We start from the raw sequence: 19,816 nt of genomic DNA, 5'->3' as shown, positions 1-19,816 counted from the left end.
CCCCCGCCATGCGCGAAGGCTCCGGCCTGGTCAGATTCTCCGAGCAGCAACCTGATCGCTACTTCGACGTCGGCATCGCCGAGCAGCACGCCGTCACCCTCGCCGCCGGCATGGCCTGCGAAGGCCTCAAACCCGTGGTGGCCATCTACTCAACCTTCCTGCAGCGCGCCTACGACCAACTGGTGCACGACGTCTGCCTGCAGAACCTCGACGTCACCTTCGCCGTGGACCGCGCCGGGCTCGTCGGCGCCGACGGCGCAACGCACGCCGGCAGCTTCGACTTGAGCTACGCCCGCCCCCTGCCCAACCTCATCATCGCCGCCCCCGCCGACGAGCAGGACTGCCGCCGGCTGTTGGACACCGCCTACCAGTACCCCGGCCCCGCCATCGTCCGCTACCCCCGCGGCAACGGCCCCGGCGTCGCCATCGACAAGCGCCAAGGCCCCCTCCCCATCGGCCAGGGCGAGCTGCGCCTACAAGGCCAGGACGCCGCGCTGCTCGCCTTCGGCAGCCGCCTCGACGCCGCCCTCAAGGTCGGGCGCAAGCTCGGCCTCACCGTCGCCAACATGCGCTTCGTCAAGCCCCTTGATGAGGCACTGATCCTCGCACTCGCCGACCGCCACCGGCTCTTGGTCACCATCGAAGAGAACGCCATCGCCGGCGGCGCCGGCTCGGCGGTGTCGGAGCTGCTCGCCGAGCACGGCGTCACCGTGCACGTGCTGCACCTAGGCCTGCCCGACGTCTGCGTCGAGCAGGGCGGCCACGACGAGCAGCTCGCCGTCTGCGGCCTCGACGCCGCCGGCATCGAGCAGACGGTGCGCGCGGAGATGGCTGCGCTGGATGTGGAGCCGGAGCGGCTCAAGCGGCGCAGCATGCAGGCGGTTTGACGAGCAGGGCGGGCGCCGGGGCGAGCGCGAGGGGGCAGGGGCGAAGGGAATGGCGGCTACGGAGCGACTGCTTGTTGCAGCGCATTCACTCGCGTTGCCGTGAGCACGATACTGCTGGGGGTTCGATAGCAGAGCCGAAGCCGGCCCCGCCATGCTCGACATCCTGATCGCGGACGATCACGCCCTGCTCCGCGAGGGGCTCGCCGCCGCCCTCGCCACGGGCTTTCCGGCTTGCCGCATCGCCCAGTGCGACACCTGGGCCGGGGTGCATCGTTGCATCGAAGCCCTGCGGTTCGACCTGATTCTACTGGACCTGTTCATGCCGCGCCGCCGCGCCTGGGAGTTCGAGCTGCGCGGGCTCCTGGGCGCGGTGCCTGACACGCCCGTCTGCATCCTGTCCGCATCCGCCCAGCCGGCGCACGTGCAGATCGCCGCGGAGGCCGGGGTGCGCGCCTACGTGGTCAAGACCGTCGCTGTGCCGGAGATTGTCGCGATCCTGCGCCGGGTGCTGAGCGGTGACACGGTGTTTCCGCCGCCGGAGGGGCCGGCACCGGCTTTCGCCGACACGGAGCCGGCCGCTCGCCTGACCCCGCGGCAGATGGAGATCGTGGAACGGCTCGCTGCCGGCGCGACGAACCGCGAGATCGCCGAGACCCTCGGCTTCACGGAGCACACGGCCAAGCGCCACGTCTTGAACATCTGCCGGAAGCTCGGCGCCGGCAACCGCGTCGAAGCCGTCGCCATCGCCCGTGCGGTCGGCCTGTTGACCCGGTATTAGGGCTTCGCTGAGGTGCGCCCGTTTGGCTTCGTTGTCGTTGTCGTCATCGCGGTCGTCATCGATTACGACTACGAGGACAACGACGACAACGGCGACACGCTCGTTGGCCCTCGGCCCTTGCTGTGAAGGGCTCGGTGCAGCCGCACGAGGCCTACTGTCCTGTGGCAATGCTCGATTCCAAAACCCTGCGGCAAGAGCAGATGCGCGCGGCCATCGACGGCTACCTGCCCGTCGCCGCCCTCACCGCCGCCACCAGCCTGCTGATCTACGGCGCCTTGGGCCACGCGTCCGGCACCAGCACGCTGGCCGCCAACGCCTGGTTCGCCTGGCAGGCCGGCCTGTGCCTCGCCTGGGTGCTGCTGTCGCTGCGCTACCGGCGCGACTTCGGCCCCATTGAGGCCGTGTGGGAGCGCCGCATCGAGCTGCCGCTGACCGTGCTCTCGGGCCTGGGCTGGGGCCTGTCCTGGCCGGTGTTCATGGACCCCGGCAACCTCGCCAGCATCATCCTGCTCAACGTCATCACCTCCGCGGCCTTCTTCGTCTACGCCGTCTCCACCCCGCTGCATGCACTGATCACCAACGTCGGGCTGCTCGCCTGCGCCCTGCCGGTGATTGCCTACGCCTTCTGGGTCGGCGGCCCGCTGTTCCGCTGGATCGGCGTCGGCGCCGTGATCCTGGTGCTCGGCGCCTTGCTGTTCGCCCGCGTCGTCCACCGCATCTATCTCGGCGCCGTGGAGCAGGCCCACGAGAACCGCCGCCTGGTGGCGGAGCTGAAGCTGGAACAGGCGCGGGTGGCGCGGGCCAACCGCGACAAGCAGCAGTTCTTCAGCGCCGCGAGCCACGACCTGCGCCAGCCCATCCAGGCGCTCAAGCTGTTCCAGGGCGTGCTCGGCGCGGAGCTCACCGAGCCGCGGCAGCAGGCCCTGCTGCACAAGATGGGCGAGGCCATCGAGGGCCTGACGCAGTTGCTCGCACCCCTGGCCGACATCGCCAGGCTCGATTCCGGTCGGCTCCAGCCCGAGCCGCGCTGGATCGATCTCGACGACCTGCTGCGGCGCATCGAGCAGCGCTATGGCGAGCTGGCGGCAGAGCGGGACATTGAGCTTCGCCGCGTCGAGACCTCGCAGCAGGCCTTCGTGGACCCGCGCCACCTGGAGCGGGTGCTGAGCAACCTCGTCGTCAACGCCATCGCGCACATGGGCCGGCCGGGGACCATCCTGCTCGGCGTGCGCCGCGGCGACGGCCGGCGCAACGGCGGGGCAGGGCGCGCGGCGGCACAACGGCGCTTGCGCATCGAGGTCCTGGACAACGGCCGCGGCATCCCCGCGGAGCACCAGGCGCGCGTCTTCGACGAGCTGTATCAGGTCGGCAACCCGGAGCGCAATCGCGCGCGCGGTGTCGGGCTCGGGCTCGCCATCGTCCGGCGCCTGTGCGCGCTGATGGGCTGCCGCATCACCCTCGAGTCCACCGCGGGCCGCGGCTGCCGCTTCACGCTGCACCTGGAACAGCCGGCGGCGGACAGGGCGCCGGCTGCCGAGCCGCCCGTGTCCGCGTCCGCCGTCCCCGACCTGCCCGCTGTGCCCGGCACCGAGGTCCTGATCCTGGAGGACGACGGTCAGCTCGCGGACGCCCTGCACCTGCAACTCGCCGCCTGGGGCTTCCGCCCGCGCACCGCCCACGACACCGCCTCGGCTCTGGCCACCCTGGACGGCTTCACGCCGCGGCTCGTGCTCGCCGACCTGGAGCTGCGCGGCGGCGAGACGGCGCCCGCCGTGATCAAAGCGCTGGAACGGCAGCTCGGTCGGCGGCTTCCGGCCCTACTGGTCACCGGACGGGTCGAGGGCGACCCGCCCCCGCTGCCGGGCTTCCCGCCGGTCCTGCACAAGCCCGTCGCGCCGGGGCGTCTGCGCGCGGGGCTGCTGGCGTTGTTGCCGGCCGTTGATCGGTACCGATAGACGCGCGCGCCGCACGCGGCGGCCGGTGCGCGTCGCGGGCCGCCGGGCGCCCTCTCGATCAGCATCAGGCTGTGACGGCGGTCACGGATTGAAACAAAACCGTATTCGTAACCGATTGATGGGTATGCCTCTTTTGTTCGCGTACAACTTTCGTGCAATTTCGCCGCGGTGCTCGGTTTGGCCGGCGAACGCCGAGCACGAGCTGTATGTCTACACGCAGGACGACTCGGGCGCGAACGGGCGCCGGATGGCACTGACACCGGCCGGTGGCAGCACGGTGATCACCGACCCTGCGGACGCCAACGCCAACACCTTCATCCTCGGGCAGAACTACCTGCGGCTGGACGTCATGTCAGACGCGTCCGGCGTGTTGAGCTTCGATTACGTGCGCCACACCAGCGAGGCTAACCTGAATGGGCTGCAGCTGGTCGTCGCCGAGGCCCAGGCGCCGGCGCCCGCCAGTCTCGGCCTGCTCGCGGCGGGCGGTCTGGTCCTTGCCGCGGTACGGCGGCGGCGCCCGCGAAGCGCGGCCTGAGTCCAACTCCCGTCTCTCGTCACACCGCTCCGCGGTGTGACGCATCGCCGGCCGCGGAGCGGCCGGAAGCCCCCTCAGGCCGCATCGGCCAGCACGCGCTCGATCTGCAACGGATAGACGCCGCTCTTCTGCGCATCCAGGATGGTGATCTCGCCGATGCCGTCGGCCGTGTAGCCGATGTTGACGTTCCAGCTCGAGGATTCGTCGCGGACGATCTCGCCCTTGGCGAGCTCCATGAAGAGGATGTCGTCTTCCTCGTAGTACACGATCTTCATTACGGTTGCCTCTGTTGCCAATCGACCATGATGGTCTTGACGATGAGTGTGTCACCGACGACGACCGCGGCGCAGACGAGATTGTCGCCGCGTGCCGGAAAATGGTGAGAAATCCATGCGTGCCCATGGCCCTTCTCTCGAATAGAACCCTGCTCGATGAGTATTTTGACCTCGGCCAAGGTGACATGCCGCTTGGCCATGGCCTCGATGGCGTGGTTGGTCAGCGAAACGCGCTTGGCGAAGCGCGCGCTGTGGAAGCTCTCACTCATGCGGTCGCAGAATTGCCGGCTGTTGTCGCTGCTAAGGACGTGCAGATGTTCCGCCATTGTAGCCCTTGCATCGAGGTACGACTGCCCGGGCAATCCTCGGCGGCGGGCAGGGGTCCTGGGGTCAGTTTGATCGTCACGGCGCTCCAGCGCCGTGACGCACCCGGCGCCGCTCCAGCGGCGCGTGGCCGGTGGCGGGCCGCCGGGGTCGGCGTCCTTCGCCACTGGGCGCTGGAGCGCCCGGGGATGCGTGACGACGCTGGAGCGTCGTCACGATCAATGCACGGCCGCATCAAGCGAGCCGGCGCTGTGCATGGCAGGGCCGGCGATGCCACGGCCGCGCCCGCGTTGCCGGTGGGCGGGGCGCGCTACACTGCGCCCATCGCCGCCGCACCCCGAGCCGCCGCCATGCCCCGCAAGCGCCTGCCCATCGGCATCCAGACCTTTCGCAAGATCCGCGAAGACGACTGCTATTACGTCGATAAGACCGGTTTCGCGCTGCGGCTGATCGAGGAGGGCACGCACTACTTCCTGTCGCGCCCGCGGCGCTTCGGCAAGTCGCTGTTCCTGGACACGCTCGCCGAGCTGTTCAGCGGCAACGAGGGGCTGTTTCAGGGGCTCGAAGCCCACGCGCGCTGGGACTGGGGCCGGCGCTTTCCGGTCATTCGGCTGAGCTTCGGCGGGGGCGTCGTGCAGAGCCGCGCCGAGCTGGACCGGCGCATCCGGGCGCTGCTGCACGACAACGCCGAGCGCTTGGGTCTCCCCTGTCGCGACCCGGAGGACCCCGTGGGCTGCTTCGCCGAGCTGATCGCCCGCGCCCATGCCGAGCACGGCGAGCGCGTCGTCGTGCTGGTGGACGAGTACGACAAGCCGATCCTCGACAATCTGACCCGGCCGGACATCGCCCGCGAAGCCCGCGACGGGCTGCGCAACCTGTATTCCGTCATCAAGGACAACGACGCCCACATCCGCTTCGCGTTCCTGACCGGGGTGTCGAAGTTCAGCAAGGTCAGCCTGTTCTCGGGGCTGAACAACCTGCGCGACATCACCGTCTCGGCGGAGTATTCGGCGATTTGCGGCTATACCGAGGCCGATCTCGATCAGGTCTTTGCACCGGAGCTGGCGGGACTCGATCGCGATCTGATCCGCGCCTGGTACAACGGCTACAACTGGACCGGGGAGGCCGTTTACAACCCGTTCGGCGTGCTGCTGCTGTTGCAAGAGCGCAAGTTCCGCGCCTGGTGGTTCGAAACCGCCACGCCGACCTTCCTGATCGACGTGCTCACCGAGCGCCAGACCTGGCTGCCGCAGCTCGGCCAATTGCAGGCCGACGCCGCGCTGCTCTCCGCCTTCGACGTCGGCCACATCAGCACCGAGGCGCTGCTGTGGCAGACCGGCTACCTGACCATCGACCGCGAGGAGGAGATCTTCGGCGAGTACCGCTACCGGCTGCGCTACCCGAACCGCGAGGTCTACCAGGGCCTGACCAACAGCCTGCTCCAAGCCTGGACCGCCGACGCGCAGGCGGTGCTGCGCCAGAAGCAGCGCTTAGGCGAGCTGCTGCTGGCCAACGACTTCGCCGGCATGGAGGCGCTGTTCACCGCGTTCTTCGCCAGCATCCCGCACGACTGGTACCGCAACAACCCCATTGCCAGGTACGAGGGCTATTACGCCAGCGTCTTCTACGCCTACTTCGCGAGCTTAGGCCTGGACCTGACCCCGGAGGAGTCCAGCAACGCCGGGCGCCTGGACATGGCGCTGCGCTTCAACGGGCAGGTGTACCTGTTCGAGTTCAAGGTCGTCGAACTGGCCGCGGACGGCGGCGCGCTGGCGCAGCTCAAGGAACGGGGCTACGCGGATCGGTACATCGGCAGCGGCCAGCCGATCCACCTCATCGGCGTCGAATTCAGCCGCGAGCAGCGCCGGGTGGTGGGCTTCGACGTGGAGACGCTCCACGGCTGAGCTGCCTTTGCCCGCCAATCGCCTGCGCGTGGGCCTCGCCGCCGCGGGGCGCGGAGCGCCCGGCGATGCGCGACACCGCCGGAGCGGTGTCGCGAGCCAATGAGGCTTTTTTTCGCTGTCCGCCCGCGTCAGGCCAAGCCGTGCGGATAGCTGTCGCCGACGATGTCGCGAAGGTGCTTCAGTTCGTCGCCGTAGGCGCGCGAGCGCTGCACCGAGCCGGCATAGATGGGCCGGCGCACCTGGGCGACGCTGGCGGTGCGCACCGGGCGGCGGTTCTCGTAGAAGCGCAGGCAGGCGTCGTCCCAAGGCAGGCCGCTGTGGGCGATCAGCGCCCGGGCGCGCGCGGGCAGGTCCGCCACCATGGATTCGTAGGGCAGGTGCAGCACGCGCCCCGGCGGCAGCACCCGCTGCCAGTGCCGCATGGCGCCGATGTAGCGGTTGTAGTAGCGGCCCAGCTCGCCCAAGTCGTAGGCGAACTCCATGGTGTCGCTGAACAGCCGGGTGTAGTTGGACAGGCAGCTGTCCATGGGGTCGCGCATGCTGTGGACGATGCGCGCCCCGGGCAGGGCGCGGCAGATGAGGCCCAGGTAGTGCCAGTTGCCCGGCATCTTGTCCGTGATCCGCAGTGCCGTGGCATGGTGGCCGCGCAGCCGTTGCAGATAGGCCGCGCCGATCTCGCCGTAATCGGCGTCGGTGAGTCGCGGCAGCCAGTCCGCGGCCTCCGGCATCGGGCCGACTTTGGGGTGGGCCGCGAGCACGGCGTGGAAGTCCTTCAGCTCGCCGGCCCCGTGTACGTCCGGGTGGCTGCACAGCACCTGCTCGATGAGCGTGGTGCCGGAGCGGGGCATGCCGACGATGAACACCGGGGTCGGGTCGGCGTCGTCCGGCGGCGGCGGGAAGTCGCCCGCCGCAAACGGCGCGCTCAGGGCCTCGACCAGGCGCTCGGCGCGGGCCTCGTCGTAGTGGATGCTCGCGCGCTTGAGCCGATTCGCCTCGTGCCAGGCGATGAGCGCGAGCCGGTGCAGGCCCAGGTCGTCGCGCGCTTTGCCCAGCGCGAACAAGAGCCGCAGCCGCTGCTCCGCGGTCAGCGCGTTGCGGCGCACCAGCTCGGTCTCCAGAAAGCCGTAGTGCGGGTCGTCCGCGCTGTACTCGGTCAGCGTCGAGAGGTTCTGGTGCGCCTCCAGGAAGTCCGGGCGGGCGTCGATGGCAAGCCGCAGCCGCCGGCGGGCCTCATCCAGCTCGCCGCGGTCGATGAGGATGGCCGCGGCATTGTTCTGCGCCTCGGCGTGGGCCGGGTCGATGGCGGCGGCGCAGAGATAGGCCTCCAGCGCGGCGTCCTCCTCGCCGGAGCGGTTCAGCGTGCTGCCGTAGTTGTTCCAGGCCAGGTTGTGGCGCGGGTCGAGCGCGACGGCGCGCGCGTAGGCGTCGCGGGCGCCGGGCAGATCGCCGGCGTCGTCGAGCGCGATGCCTAAGTTGTACCAGCCCACCGCGTCGTCCGGTGCCAGCCGGGTGGCCGTGCGGCCCTCGACAATGGCCTCGGGCAGGCGCCCGAGCCGGCGCAGCATCTCGCAGAGGTTGCGCCGCAGGCTCGCCTGCGCCGGGGCGGCGGCGACCGCCTTGGCCATCAGCTCCGCGGCCTGCTCGGCCTTGCCGACCTGGTGGGCGATCAGCGCCAGGGTCTGCCAGGCGCCGGCCGTGTCCGGATGCGTCGCGAGCACCTGCCGGCAGGCGGCCTCGGCCTCCGGCAGCCGACCGGCGGTGCGCAGTTGCTCGGCGCGGGCGAGCAGGGCGGCGGGGTTGGTGGGTGGCTTCATCTAAGGCGCAAGCGATGCTGCAGAGGCGACGTGAACGCCATGGGGTGGACCTTGTTCACAGCAAGAAACCGTCAAGAGAAAAGGGCGCAGGGGTCTAGGAGCCGCCAGCGGCGGTTCTACCAGCCCGGTGCCGGTCAGTAAATTGCACGAAAGTTGTACGCGGCGGAAATCGATCGGCCGATCAACGAGTTGCGAGAGATACTTTTGTCGCCACGCCGCATCGCCGGCTGCGCGCGGCCGGGTCGGTATGACGGGCAGCCCGCGGGAAAAAAATTTGACCAGTAACCCATTGATTCGGCTGCAATCAACCGGCCGCGTACAACTTTCGTGCAATTTCGCCGGGCGCGTTGTGGTGGTAATCCTGTCGCCGGAATCGAGGCATCGCCCACCCGCGCGCCTCCGAGACAGAACCGCCAACCCCTTTTCCCCGGTCGCCGCGACCGGCAGCAGGAGACTCGGGGACAAGGGCTATGCCGAGGGGGCGGGATGGGTTTCGCTGCGCTCTACCCATCCTGCGGCCTTCGAGGACAAGGGCTATGCCGATCGCCACCGCGGCAGCGGCCAGCCGATCCACCTCATCGGCGTCGAATTCAGCCGCGAGCAGCGCCGGGTGGTGGGCTTCGACGTGGAGACGCCGGGCGGCTGACGGGGCCGTGCGCGCCGGTCTCCGGGCGTGTGTCCCCTGCGGCCGCCGGCCGCCGGGCGCCTATGCAACCGCGCCACGGCATGCAGCGGTATCGGGCGCCGTCACCGCGGCCACGCCGCGCCGGGGCGCCGCCTTGGCGCCGCTGCCCGCCGACGGATAGCCCAGCCGCAGCAACAGTTGCGGTGCACCGACGCCGAACAGGTGCCTCAGCTCCGTGCGCAGTCGCGGCACCTGGACCGGCTGGTTCAGGTAGGACGCTTTTAGCCCTGCCCGGCAGGCCGTGAGCAGCAGCCGTTGTAGGCCCTGACCCGCGGCGAGCCAGTCCGTCACGCCGTCGCCGCCGGTGCTGAGCAGCGCCAGGAGCGGCGCGGTCTCCACCAGGCGCCGGTTCTCCGCCGCGACGCGCTGGCCGAGGTCCAGGCGCCGGATCACGAGCCGGATGATGGGCGCCGCTAGGCGGGGCACCGTGAGGCCGTCGCCGGCTTGGCGCGGCCGCATCCAGGCGGCGAGCTCTCGCCGCCAGAGTGGGTCGGACCACTGCGCGCGGTCGCCCCGCACCACGAGCCGTGCCGCGGCGGCGCGTTGCTCATCGTTGAGCAGGGGCTCCAGCCGGACGTGCTCCGCCGCCGCGGCCTCGGCGAGCCGGTGGATGAGCGGTCTCTCGACGTGGCGCTCCGCCATGGCCGCGCGGTGCGTGTGCCGGGCCGGCAGCGCGTCGGCCAGCGCCGCCAGCGCGGGGTCGGCAGGCTCGCGCTCGGCCACCGACAGCCGCGCCAGCAGGTCCGGCTCCGCCGCCGTCGGGCATAGCGTGATGCGGCTGCCCATGCCGGCGCGGGCGGCGGCGACGCGCAGGTTCAGCAGCGCGGCGCCGCAACTGATGGTCAGCTCGCGATCGGCGGGGTCGTTGCTGGGCAGCGCGCGGGTCCGATCCGCGTAGAGCGCAACGGCCGTCGGCGTGACGCAAAAACGCCACGGCTGGGTATTGTGGCTCGACGGCGCCAGCGTGGCCGCCTGTACCAGTGCGTCGGCCTGTGCGCGCCAGGGTGTCGTCGGTTCCATGAGGGCTCCGGGCTAGGGCTCGCTAGCCCCGAGTCTAGTGCAGCGGCGCAGATGATGCTCCGAGCCTGTCCCTGGTCGCTGTCGTTGTCGGGCGCCGACAACGACAACGGACGGGGGCCTGGGAGCTCCGCAACACGGCACCGGCCATCGCGCCGGCAGGCCGGGGCCAAGTCGCCGGGCGCGGCGGCTGCCTCGGTCAGGCTGAAGCGCGGTCTCGTCGACGCGCCCGCAGCACGAGATCCAAGAGGTGGGAGAGCCCCGCGAGCGCCAGCAGCAGCGCGATGCTCTGCCAGGTGGCACCGGTGAGCGCGGCGCGGGCCACTAAGAGCAGCAGCACGCCGGAAACCAGCGTCGGCCAGACCGGGCCGAGCCCCGGACCTCTGCGGAACCGCCGCCGAAGCCACCAGAGCAGCAGGGCCTCCGCCAGCACCAAGAGCATGATCAGGTCGACGACGAGGCCGGAGCCGAGCGCCTGGGCGAACAGCGCGCCGAGCTCGGCGGCGGGGTTGGCCATGGGCGGGACGCCTCTCAGAGGTTGTGAAAAATTCGCCGGCCGTCGCGAGGGCGTCTCCGGGCGTGCCCGGCCTGATCGCAACTCGGGCGCTGCGCAACGCCGCCGGGCGCGCCCACAGGCGCCTGCAGTAGGTCGCTGGATTTCTTCACGACCTCTCCACCCGCGCTCACCGGCGCCGCCGAGGCATCCGGTAGGGCAGCATGTGCTGGACGATGGGCGAGCGGAAGCGGTCCAGCGCCAGGCTCTCGTGCACTGCCGTCAGCCGTTGGCCGAGGAGGTGGGTGTCGATGACCGAGCGGGAATAGAAGGGCGTGTCCTCGAGGGTCTTCGCGACCTTGGGCGGGCACCCTGCGTCTGCTTGGCTGCCGCGCGGCACCTGCCAGATGGGCGTGCGCGGCAGGCGGTGATTGGGCGGCGACTCGAACTCCTCGACCCCCTGCGGCGAGAAGCGCAGTGCGAGGGATTTCGCGCCGGCGTGGCGGCGGTCCATGTTGTAGAGAATGGCGCTCTCCTCCTTGCCCATCGCCGCGCGCGACCAGTCCCAGTAGACGAAGCCGTCCTCGATGGGCTCGTCGCCCCAATTACGGTCGAAGTAGGCGTGGCCGCTCCAGCGCAGCTCCGGCTTTTGCAGCTCAACCTCCACCCGCGCGCTCGGTGCCACCGGGCGCCAGCGGTGGCGAGCGGCCTCGTCGAGCGTAAAGACGCGCTCGTTGACGAAGTGCGGCGTCAGATGGACGCGCCCGCGCACCCGTTGTGGAACGGGGGTGCCGATCTCGTCGATGGCGATGGTCAGCCCGTCACGCTCGTCCCAGTGCAGCCGGCTCGGGCCGATGGTGAGTGTGGATGGGGTCTGCGCCAGCGACGTGGCCCGCCGCTCGGTCATGGTCCAGCGGCGTTCGCTGCCGTATAGGCAAACATTCAGCGACACGTACTCACGCGGGTCGTCGCTTCCCCGGCGGCGACCCTTGAAATAGTAGGGCGAGAAGACGCTGCCGATGAAGGCGATGAGCGTCAACCCGTGCCTGCCGTCGTCGCTCAGGGCGTCGACGTACCACCAAGCGTAGCCCCGGGGCGGGACGTTCAGGTCGAGCTCAGGTCCGCGAGGATCGCTTCCGCGGCCATGCGCCCGGAGATCGCCGCCATCGGCACCCCCGGTCCCGGATGCACGCTGCCCCCCGCCAGATACAGGCGCGGCACCTTCGAGCGCGCCCCCGGGCGGCGGAACGGACCCTGCCAGCCATGGGTTGTGCGCCCGTAGAGTGCTCCCCCCGTCGCCGGGAACAGGCGCTCGAACGCCATCGGCGTGGTGATGACGCGGCGCGCCGACGTCAGGTCCACCTGCAGGCCGCAACGGGCCAGGAGGTTGAAGGTGTTCTCCTCGCATTGCTCGATCTCTCCGGGCTCGAAGGGTTGAATGTCGCCCCGCGGCGGGGCGTTGACCAAGCACAACAGGCGCTCGGGGCCGTTCGGCGCAGCGCTGTCGTCAGCGCGGTCCTGGGCGCAGACATAGACCGTCGGCTCCTCGGGCAGTCGGCCCCGGCGGAAGATGGCGTCGAACTCCGCGGCGTAGTCGCTGCTGAAGAAGACATTGTGGCGCACCAGCGGGAAGCCCGAGGCAGGCGCATTGACGCTGAACGTCACCGCCGACAACGAGCGTGCCTTGACGCCGTGTCGGGGCACGGCGCGGCGCGGCTTGCGGCCGAAGCGCCCGGCGGCCAGCGCTGCGCTGTCGGCGTTGCAGAGCACGGCGTCCGCGGCGATGCGCTCGCCGTCGGCAAGGCGCACGCCGACCGCGCGACCGTGCTTTACCTCCACCTCGGCCACGGTGCAGCCGTAACGGACGGTGACGCCCTGCGCGGCCGCCAGCGTCGCGCAGGCGGCGGGCAGCCGCTGGATGCCGCCCTCAACCATCCAGACGCCGCCTAGCTCCACGTGGGCGACGATAGCGAGCGTCGGCGGCGCGCGAAACGGCGAGGAGCCCACGTAAGTGGCATAGCGACCGAACAGTTGGCGTAGGCGCGGGTCGGGAAAGAAACGCCCGAGGTCGTCCCACAACGTCGAGTAGGGCTTGAGCCGCGCGACGGGGATCAGCCCCGCGTCCAGCACCAGCGACAGGGGCGTCGGCGTGGCCTCGTGGATGAAGGCGCGTTCCAGCGTGCGGTACATCTCGCTGGAGCGAGCGCAGAAGTCGCGGAACAGTGCTGCTTGCCGTGCGCCCGCGAAGTCGCCGATGGCATCCACGGAGCGCTTGATGTCGGCGAAGAGATCCAAGCGCTGGTCGGCGCTCCAGGCGTGGCGGGCGAGGATCTCCGCCGGGCGCAGCGTCACGTGGTCTGCGAGCGAGCTGCCGGCGGCGTCGAACAGGTCCTCGAAGACGTTGCGCATCGTGACGACGGTGGGGCCCGAGTCCACCAGCGCACCGTTCACGGCGACCTCGCGCATTTTGCCGCCGGGATTGCGGCTGCGCTCCAGGAGCGTGACGCGCACCCCGCGGGCGGTGAGGCGGAGCGTCGCGGCGAGGCCGCCCATGCCCGCTCCGATGACAATGACGTGATGTTCAGCCATGGCACGCGGCAGGGCAGTGGCGTTGGCGGGCGCGATCAGGCGTTCCGGCCTGTTGCGTCGAGGCCGGCTTCGCGGCGGAGATGGACACGCAACGGCTTAGCTGCTCAGGTTACCCCCAGGTCGGCGAGCACCTTGTCCGCGGCCAGGCGCCCGGAAATGGACGCCATCGGGATGCCCGGTCCCGGGTGCACGCTGCCGCCCGCGGTGTACAGGCCCGGCACCTTGGTGACGGTGCCGGGCCGGTCGAAGGAGCCCCACCAGCCGTGGTTGACCCGGCCGAACACGGCCCCGCCGGAAGCGGGGTAGGCCTGCTCGAAATGGGCCGGCGTGGTTACGGCGATCTCTCGGCTGTCGGCGAGGGTGAGGCCGCAGTGATCGAGCAGGGCCATGACGCTCGACTCGCAGCGGCGGATCTCGGCCTCGGGGATGCTCTCGGTGTCGCCGCGGGCGGGTGCGTTGACCACGAGCAGGAGCCGTTCCGGCGCGCTCGGCGGCGCGGCATTGGGGTTACCGCGATCCTGGGCGCAGATGTAGACGGTCGGATCCCGCGGCAGGCGGAGGTCGTCGAATACGGCCTTAAACTCCGCCCGATAGTCAGGCGGGAAAAAGACGTTGTGAAACTGCATCGGGAAGCCCTCGGGCCGCGCGACCAGGTTCCAGGTGACGACCGAGTGCGAGCGTTTCGCGGCCGGGATGGGCGCCACGGCGTCGCGCACCTGCTCGCCGAACAGGCCCGCGCCGAGGGCTGCGGCGTCGGCGTTGCAGATGACTGCATCGGCGTCGAGGCGTTCTCCATCCGCGAGCAGCACGCCGCGCGCGCTGCCGCGTTCCACCACGATCTCCTGGACCCGGGCGCCGTAGCGAAAGGTGACGCCCTTCTCCTCGGCGAGCGCCGCCAGGGCCTCGGGCAGACGGTGGATACCGCTCTCGACGGCGAACACGCCGCGGCTTTCGACGTCCGCCACCAGCATCAGCGTCGCCGGTGCGCGGTACGGCGAGGCGCCGACATAGGTCGCATAGCGGCCGAAGAGCTGCTTTAGGCGCGGGTCCTTAAAGTACTGACCGAGCGCCTGCCAGAGCGTGAAGATGGCCTTGATGCGCATGAGCTCGCTTAGGCCGCTCCAGCCGAAGCGCGCGAAGATCGTGATGGGGGTTGGCTGCGGGGAGCGGATGAAGGGATGGTCGAGGGCCTCGTAGACGCGCTTGGCATGGGCTGCGAAGCGACGGAAGCCGTCCGCTTCCGTGGGCCCCGCGAACTCGGCGATGGCCTGCGCGGAGCGCTCGTGGTCGCCGAACAGGTCAAGGCGCTCGTCCCGGCTCCAGGCATGGCGCGCCAGGATGTCCGGGCTGTGCAGCGTCACCCGCTCACGGAAGCTGGTGCCGGCCTCGGCAAAGATTTCTTCGAACACCCAGGGCATGGTCAGCACCGTGGGGCCGGTATAGAAGGACTGATCGCCCTGATGTTGCTCGCGCAGCTTGCCGCCCGGGCGGTGTCCGCCCTCCAGCACAGTCACCTCGACGCCGGCCAGTGCCAGCTTCAGCGCGGCGCAGAGGCCCCCCATGCCGGCACCGATGATGATCACGCGATTGTTGAGCCCGGGCATGTCGTCTTGAACCTGCTTGCGTTAGCCTTTCGTGGAGTGTCTATTCTCTGAGACACCCAATCATGTCTAGACTACACGACAGTCGTCGCGGTGCCCACTGACGGGGAGCAAGCAACCCCGTCGCTTCCGCCAGACGCGCCCGCTGCGGGGCGGCACGGCCGGGCGCTGCCGACGCAGTCCGTCGGGCAATTTCGAGGTTTCCAACACGTACAAGAGGAGCGAGCTATGCGCTATGCGGCAAGACGAACCTGGCCGGAGAAGATCAAGGCATGGGAGTACCTAGGCGAGTCCGAGGACATGCAGGACTTCGCGCTGATGTTCGCCGAGGATAAGCGCCTGCCGGCGGACACCGAGTTCGTCGTGATCGAGAAGGCGGGCGCCGAGTCCGAGATCGAGTTCTTCAAGGTGACCCGCACGGAACCTTATGCGCTCGTCGCCGCTGAGCCGCGTGTGGAGTCGGCGTCGAACCCGGCTCCCGCCGAGAGCGGCGCCGACGCGGGCACATCCGGTGTCCTAGGCGCGAGAGCCATGGATGGCGGCGTTGAGGCCATCGCCGGCGTCTGGCGAGCGATGTTCGGCAACGCGCTGTTCTTCGGCAAGGTCGGCGGGACGGCGTTGCTGCTGTTCGTCACGGCCGTCTTCCTGGCCAAATGGTGGTTCAACGCTTGGTGAGGGCCGGGCGCCGCGGGGACGCTGGTGCGGTGTCATGCAAATTCACACAAGAAAATCTGTAAATCACTCTTGACACCTGATGCTGTCAGGTTAGACTAACACCTGTGCCACGTCGTCGGGTTGGTCAAACGCCTTCGGGCTAAACCACTGGCTTCTCCGGCGGCAGGCCTTGGCGGCACGCTCATGTGCCGAACTGACGTTCCGTAACCGGAGGTTATTTCGATGGCCGAATCCAAGAATCTGTCGGGTCTCACCGACGAGCAAGCGAAAGAATTCCACGAGCATTGGAAGCATGGCACGTGGAGCTGGGTCATGATCGCTACGGTCGTGCACGTGGTCACCTGGGTCTACCAGCCCTGGTTCTGAAGCTCTGATCGACTAGGAGAAAATCGATGAAAGTCCCGTATTTGATGGCCGACCCCTCCGTCGCGCAGCCCGAGCACCCGGAAGAAGACTGGAAGATCTGGACCGTGATCAACCCGGCGACCTGGATGGTTCCGTTCTTCTTCATCCTGTTCATCCAGATGTGGATGGTCCACTCCTATGCGCTGAGCTTGCCGGGCTACGGCTTCAAGGACAGCGTGCAGGTGAAGACCGCGGCCGTCGTGGAGACGCTTCCGCAAGCGCAGATCGCGCAGGTCCAGTAAGGACTCCGGCGTCCCGGCCGCGCCGCCACCGTTTCGCGGTGCGGCCCGGCTGGATCGGCCCGTAACCCAGCGCTTCTCGCGCTGGGCTGCGGGCTGTGTTTGTGCGTGGTCGCAGATACTGCGTCGATCCGGCTGTGTTTCGAGCACGCTCAAGCGAGCGGGAGCCCGCGAGCGCCGCCGCCTTCTATCCAGACACGATGAGAATCAACTCGCCGCCGAGTGCGTTGCGCGCTTGGCCCAGCCCTTCGGCGTCCATGGGGCGCCGACATACATGATCCGCCACATGTCGACGGGGTTGTTTCGCATCGCGAAAAAGCGGTGGATGACCGGGTCCGAAGCCAGATAGAAGCGCTGCATCAGGCGTTGGCGTTTCGGACCATGAAAGAATCCGAACATCAACAGATTCAGAAACGCGAGGAAACGCGCCTGGATACCCATGCCGCGGATGAGGCGGCGCCATTGCGGCCCAAAGGTATCGCCGACCGGCACCGAGGATAGGTGCTCGGCGAGGCGCACGGCCGCCGCCAGCGAGTAGCCCGTGCCCGGATTGAACCAGCCGCCGGCATAGCCGCCGATGATTGGGTTCGTCATCGCCGCGCGGAAATGGCTCCGGGCCGGCATTGGCAGCACGCCCGCCTCGGTGCGCAGCACCTCGGCGACGGCGAGCCCGAGGCCCGCGGCGTCGGCAACGATGCCGTCGCTGAGTGCCGGTACATCCAACTCGGGCGCGTCGGAGAAATAGGTATCTTCGATGAGAACCCGATCCGGCGCGAACGGCAGGATGTAATGAAAGCGAAAGCCGTCGCGCTGCGCGCAGCGGCTGTCCATCAGGATCGGTGTGTTTAGGTTCGTCGGTGTGGTGAGCAGGCACTCAAGCCCCACGAACTTCTGATAGCCCCCGCTGAATCGCCCCCGCCCCATGGGTTGCGCCGCTTCGGGGCCGCGGGCGTCGACGACCACCTGCCCGCGCAGCCGCGCGCCATCGGCAAGGATCGCGACATCGCCGTGCACGGCTGTCACGGCGCTGCCGAGCCTGACCTCAATGCACGGCGACGCGGCCGCCGCGTCCATCACGAGCCGGTGCAGGTGCTCGGAGCTCAAGGAGCGGTAGGCCCCCTTCACCCAGCGCGCCGCGTCGTCGAAGTAGAGCTGATAGCCGGGCCATTCGTACTCGATGAGAGGGCGCGCCCAATCCAGCGCGGAATTCGGCAGATCCAGTGTCTGAAACGACCAGATGTGGTTGCCGCCGATGACTTCGCCCTGTTCCAGCAACAGTACCGACGCCCGGGGTTTACGCGCGGCCAGCGCGAGGAGGATCAGGGCGTTCTGCAGGCCACCGCCGACGAGCAGATAGTCGACGTCCAAGGCGGGCGATGCTGTGGTCATGTGGGGCTCCGGGAGCGCTGAGCGGTGGAATGGTAGGCCGAGTAAGGGTGGCGCGACGTCACCGCAAGCCTACCATGGCAATAGTGCCGATCCGCGGCGGTGCCGGCGGCCGATGGGCTGATCCGTACCGGTTGCTTGCTCGCCATCAAGGTTGCGCCTAGCTGCACCAGGTGCTGGCCGGTCCGGGTCGTCGTGTTTGATGGCTGTCAGCGCGTCAGTGACCTAGCGCGGCTTAAACTGCTGCGATGAGCAGGGGTGGTTGCGCGGGCGGCGGCCCCGGCTCGCGTTCCGCGCCGCCGCTGCGGCGCCGTCTCCCAGTCAAGGACTCAAGCCTATGCAACGTCGTCACTTCATCCGCAATCTGGGCCTCGCCGCCGCGGCCGGTACCGCGTTGGGGGCCGCCGGACTCTCCGCCATTCAGCCGCGCCGCGGGGTGCTGCCCTTTGCTGCCGCGGACAATGATGCGCTGCCGTTGAGTCCGTCCGTGAAGAAGCGTGTCGTCGTTGTGGGCGGTGGGCTCGCCGGCATCGCGGCGAGCTACGAGCTCCTGAAGCGCGGCTTCGATGTCACGCTGGTGGAGCGTGCGGACAATCTGGGCGGCCGCCTCACCGGTTGGAACGTGGATGTCAACGGCGAAATCATGGCCATGGAACATGGCTTTCACGGCTTTTTCAACCAGTACTACAACCTGAAAGGGCTGCTGGAGGAGATGGGCCTCGGCGGGAACTTCAAACCGGTGCTGGACTATCCCGTTATCTTCAAGGACCCGGCCAAGGGGACGGAGAGCTTCACGAACACGACGACGATCTTTCCGTTCAACCTCTTCGCCGTCGTGAACCAGGCGCGGTCCGTCTCGATCCTGGATTTCAACAATCCCTTCGGCCGGCTTTACGAGCTGATGCGCTACGATCCCGAGCGCACCTTTGCGCGCTTCGACGACGTCGATTTCAAGACCTTCTGCAAGCGGGTCAACCAGCCGATGGTGGACACCATCATCGAGCCTTTCGCGCACACCTCGTTCAACCAGTTCCACCGCTACTCGACGGCCGAGGGCATGAAGTTCTTCCACTTCTTCTTCCTCGGCAACCCGGACGGCATGGGATACGACCAGACCATCGACGACGCGATGACGTCCGTGGTCACGCCGATGACGCAGCAGCTCCACGCGCTCGGCGGGCGCGTCATCACCGGCGTCGAGGCGGATCGACTCGTGCTGCGCGACGGGCGCATCGAGAAACTCGTCATGAAGCGTCCGGGCGATATCCAGGACGCACCGCTCAGCGTGCCCGCCGCCGACATCGGCACCGATTGGACGGCGTTCTGGCAAGGCACGAACCTGTTCTACGCGCGGCGCGAGGCGGACGGGGGCTACCGGGCCCTGTCCGGGCGCTGCACGCACATGGGCTGCCCGGTGGGGCTCGATGCAGCCACCGGCGGCTTCGCCTGTCCCTGCCACGGCGCCAAGTACGACGCCGATGGGAGCCCGACGGCAGGCCCCACGGTGGTGCCGCTGGTGGCGCTCGACGCCGTCGCGGACGGCGGCACGCAAGTCGCGCTGATGCCGCGGGCGCAGCAAAACACGCCGGAGCTCACGGCGGATTATTTCGTGCTCGCCTGCGACGTGCCGGGGCTGCAGGAGATCGTGGGCCGCTCGGGGCTCGGGCAGCAAGGCCCGCAGGAGGCGTTTGGCACCGGCGTTGCGAATCTGGGCGTCGCCGACCCCTATATCGTCTGGCGGCTGTGGCTGGACCGCGAGTGCCCGCCCATGGCCGTGCCCTTCTACACCGTGAGCGGCTGGCGCTACACGGACTCCATCGCCATCTACTCGCAGATGCAGCCGGCCTACGAGGACTGGGGCCGCCGCCACAAGGGCTCCGTCATCGAGCTGCACGCCTACGCCGTCGAGCCCGAGAACGTCATCGACGAGGCCGAGATCAAGCGCGTCATGCGCGCGGAGCTCGATGACCTGATCCCACAGTTGCAGGGCGCCACTGTCCTGTATGACATCTACACGATGCAGCAGAACTTTCCGCGCTGGGCTCCGGGCGACTACGCCGGGAGGCCGGGCATCGACACCGGGCTGCCGAACCTGTTTCTCGCGGGCGACTTCGTGCGGCTGGAGGTGCCCGCGAATCTGATGGAGGCGGCCACGATGACCGGGCGCATCGCGGCCAATCGGGTGCTCGCTGCCGAAGGGCTGCGCGAGAATCCGATTCCAACGGTGGACCTGACCGGACCGCTGGTCCTCTGA

At 69.0% G+C, this 19,816-nt stretch carries 19 protein-coding genes; 10 read left to right on the top strand and 9 right to left on the bottom strand.

The genetic code is table 11. The features are described from left to right. From ML01_RS18945 to ML01_RS18930, 4 genes are all read left to right on the top strand, one after another. The coding region (locus ML01_RS18945) for a transketolase C-terminal domain-containing protein (RefSeq protein WP_305825883.1) at positions 1-887 on the top strand (887 nt) is incomplete at its 5' end. Between the two features lie 151 nt (positions 888-1,038). Continuing rightward, positions 1,039-1,665, top strand: a complete 627-nt coding sequence (locus ML01_RS18940; protein ID WP_058556955.1) for a response regulator transcription factor — start codon at positions 1,039-1,041, stop codon at positions 1,663-1,665. Between the two features lie 167 nt (positions 1,666-1,832). Beyond that, positions 1,833-3,620 carry a hybrid sensor histidine kinase/response regulator gene (locus tag ML01_RS18935; RefSeq protein WP_058556954.1) on the top strand — a complete coding sequence of 596 codons (1,788 nt, stop codon included), beginning with the start codon at positions 1,833-1,835 and terminating at the stop codon, positions 3,618-3,620. 88 nt (positions 3,621-3,708) lie between these two features. Next, the gene (locus ML01_RS18930; RefSeq protein ID WP_156427847.1) at positions 3,709-4,155 is read left to right on the top strand and encodes a PEP-CTERM sorting domain-containing protein; all 447 of its coding nucleotides are present in this window, start codon (positions 3,709-3,711) and stop codon (positions 4,153-4,155) included. A 74-nt stretch (positions 4,156-4,229) separates the two neighbouring features. Here ML01_RS18930 and ML01_RS18925 read toward each other — a convergent pair whose 3' ends face one another. Together ML01_RS18925 and ML01_RS30750 are read right to left on the bottom strand one after the other, a co-directional pair. Continuing rightward, complete coding sequence (locus tag ML01_RS18925) at positions 4,230-4,430, bottom strand: DUF2283 domain-containing protein (RefSeq protein WP_058556952.1); 201 nt, start codon at positions 4,428-4,430, stop codon at positions 4,230-4,232. Continuing rightward, entirely contained in the window at positions 4,430-4,921 is a 492-nt protein-coding gene (locus ML01_RS30750; RefSeq protein WP_254045315.1) for a DUF4258 domain-containing protein, read from the bottom strand. The genes ML01_RS18925 and ML01_RS30750 overlap by 1 nt, the downstream gene beginning before the upstream one ends. Positions 4,922-5,104: 183 nt before the next feature. Between ML01_RS30750 and ML01_RS18915 the strand changes: the two genes are divergently transcribed. Beyond that, positions 5,105-6,658 (top strand): ATP-binding protein, encoded by a 1,554-nt coding sequence (locus ML01_RS18915; RefSeq protein WP_058556962.1) that lies wholly within the window; start codon positions 5,105-5,107, stop codon positions 6,656-6,658. A 128-nt stretch (positions 6,659-6,786) separates the two neighbouring features. On the opposite strand, the gene ML01_RS18910 is transcribed toward ML01_RS18915, so the two are convergent. Continuing rightward, positions 6,787-8,472 carry a sulfotransferase gene (locus tag ML01_RS18910; RefSeq protein ID WP_058556951.1) on the bottom strand — a complete coding sequence of 562 codons (1,686 nt, stop codon included), beginning with the start codon at positions 8,470-8,472 and terminating at the stop codon, positions 6,787-6,789. Between the two features lie 274 nt (positions 8,473-8,746). On the opposite strand from ML01_RS18910, the gene ML01_RS18905 reads away from it, so the two are divergent. Beyond that, positions 8,747-9,118, top strand: coding sequence for a hypothetical protein (locus tag ML01_RS18905; RefSeq protein ID WP_156427846.1), 372 nt, complete (start codon positions 8,747-8,749; stop codon positions 9,116-9,118). A 60-nt stretch (positions 9,119-9,178) separates the two neighbouring features. On the opposite strand, the gene ML01_RS18900 is transcribed toward ML01_RS18905, so the two are convergent. The 5 genes from ML01_RS18900 to crtD (ML01_RS18880) all read right to left on the bottom strand — a co-directional run bounded on the left by ML01_RS18900 (position 9,179) and on the right by crtD (ML01_RS18880) (position 14,860). Beyond that, entirely contained in the window at positions 9,179-10,177 is a 999-nt protein-coding gene (locus ML01_RS18900) for a hypothetical protein (protein WP_058556949.1), read from the bottom strand. A 196-nt stretch (positions 10,178-10,373) separates the two neighbouring features. Beyond that, complete coding sequence (locus tag ML01_RS18895) at positions 10,374-10,691, bottom strand: hypothetical protein (protein ID WP_058556948.1); 318 nt, start codon at positions 10,689-10,691, stop codon at positions 10,374-10,376. 166 nt (positions 10,692-10,857) lie between these two features. Further along, the gene (locus ML01_RS18890) at positions 10,858-11,706 is read right to left on the bottom strand and encodes a carotenoid 1,2-hydratase (RefSeq protein WP_254045314.1); all 849 of its coding nucleotides are present in this window, start codon (positions 11,704-11,706) and stop codon (positions 10,858-10,860) included. A gap of 65 nt (positions 11,707-11,771) precedes the next feature. Then, positions 11,772-13,256: a 1-hydroxycarotenoid 3,4-desaturase CrtD gene (crtD, locus tag ML01_RS18885; protein ID WP_058556947.1), complete on the bottom strand. Its 1,485-nt coding sequence runs from the start codon at positions 13,254-13,256 to the stop codon at positions 11,772-11,774. 104 nt (positions 13,257-13,360) lie between these two features. After that, the gene (gene crtD / locus ML01_RS18880) at positions 13,361-14,860 is read right to left on the bottom strand and encodes a 1-hydroxycarotenoid 3,4-desaturase CrtD (RefSeq protein ID WP_082674437.1); all 1,500 of its coding nucleotides are present in this window, start codon (positions 14,858-14,860) and stop codon (positions 13,361-13,363) included. A 225-nt stretch (positions 14,861-15,085) separates the two neighbouring features. Here crtD (ML01_RS18880) and ML01_RS18875 point away from each other — a divergent pair, with 225 nt between their 5' ends. The 3 genes from ML01_RS18875 to pufA all read left to right on the top strand — a co-directional run bounded on the left by ML01_RS18875 (position 15,086) and on the right by pufA (position 16,179). Then, positions 15,086-15,532 (top strand): hypothetical protein, encoded by a 447-nt coding sequence (locus ML01_RS18875; protein WP_058556946.1) that lies wholly within the window; start codon positions 15,086-15,088, stop codon positions 15,530-15,532. A 222-nt stretch (positions 15,533-15,754) separates the two neighbouring features. Continuing rightward, positions 15,755-15,898, top strand: coding sequence for a light-harvesting antenna LH1, beta subunit (pufB, locus tag ML01_RS18870; protein WP_058556945.1), 144 nt, complete (start codon positions 15,755-15,757; stop codon positions 15,896-15,898). A 26-nt stretch (positions 15,899-15,924) separates the two neighbouring features. Then, a complete protein-coding gene (pufA, locus tag ML01_RS18865) occupies positions 15,925-16,179 on the top strand; it encodes a light-harvesting antenna LH1, alpha subunit (protein WP_058556944.1) in 255 nt (84 codons plus the stop codon). A 204-nt stretch (positions 16,180-16,383) separates the two neighbouring features. On the opposite strand, the gene crtY is transcribed toward pufA, so the two are convergent. Further along, a complete protein-coding gene (gene crtY / locus ML01_RS18860; protein ID WP_058556943.1) occupies positions 16,384-17,565 on the bottom strand; it encodes a lycopene beta-cyclase CrtY in 1,182 nt (393 codons plus the stop codon). A 334-nt stretch (positions 17,566-17,899) separates the two neighbouring features. On the opposite strand from crtY, the gene ML01_RS18855 reads away from it, so the two are divergent. After that, on the top strand, positions 17,900-19,816 hold the full coding sequence (locus ML01_RS18855) for an FAD-dependent oxidoreductase (RefSeq protein ID WP_058556942.1): 1,917 nt from the start codon (positions 17,900-17,902) through the stop codon (positions 19,814-19,816).

The organism is Thiohalocapsa sp. ML1 (genome assembly GCF_001469165.1).
Lineage (GTDB): Bacteria > Pseudomonadota > Gammaproteobacteria > Chromatiales > Chromatiaceae > Thiohalocapsa.
The sequence above is the reverse complement of the archived record's forward strand: the minus strand, read 5'-3'. Positions and strand labels throughout refer to the sequence as shown.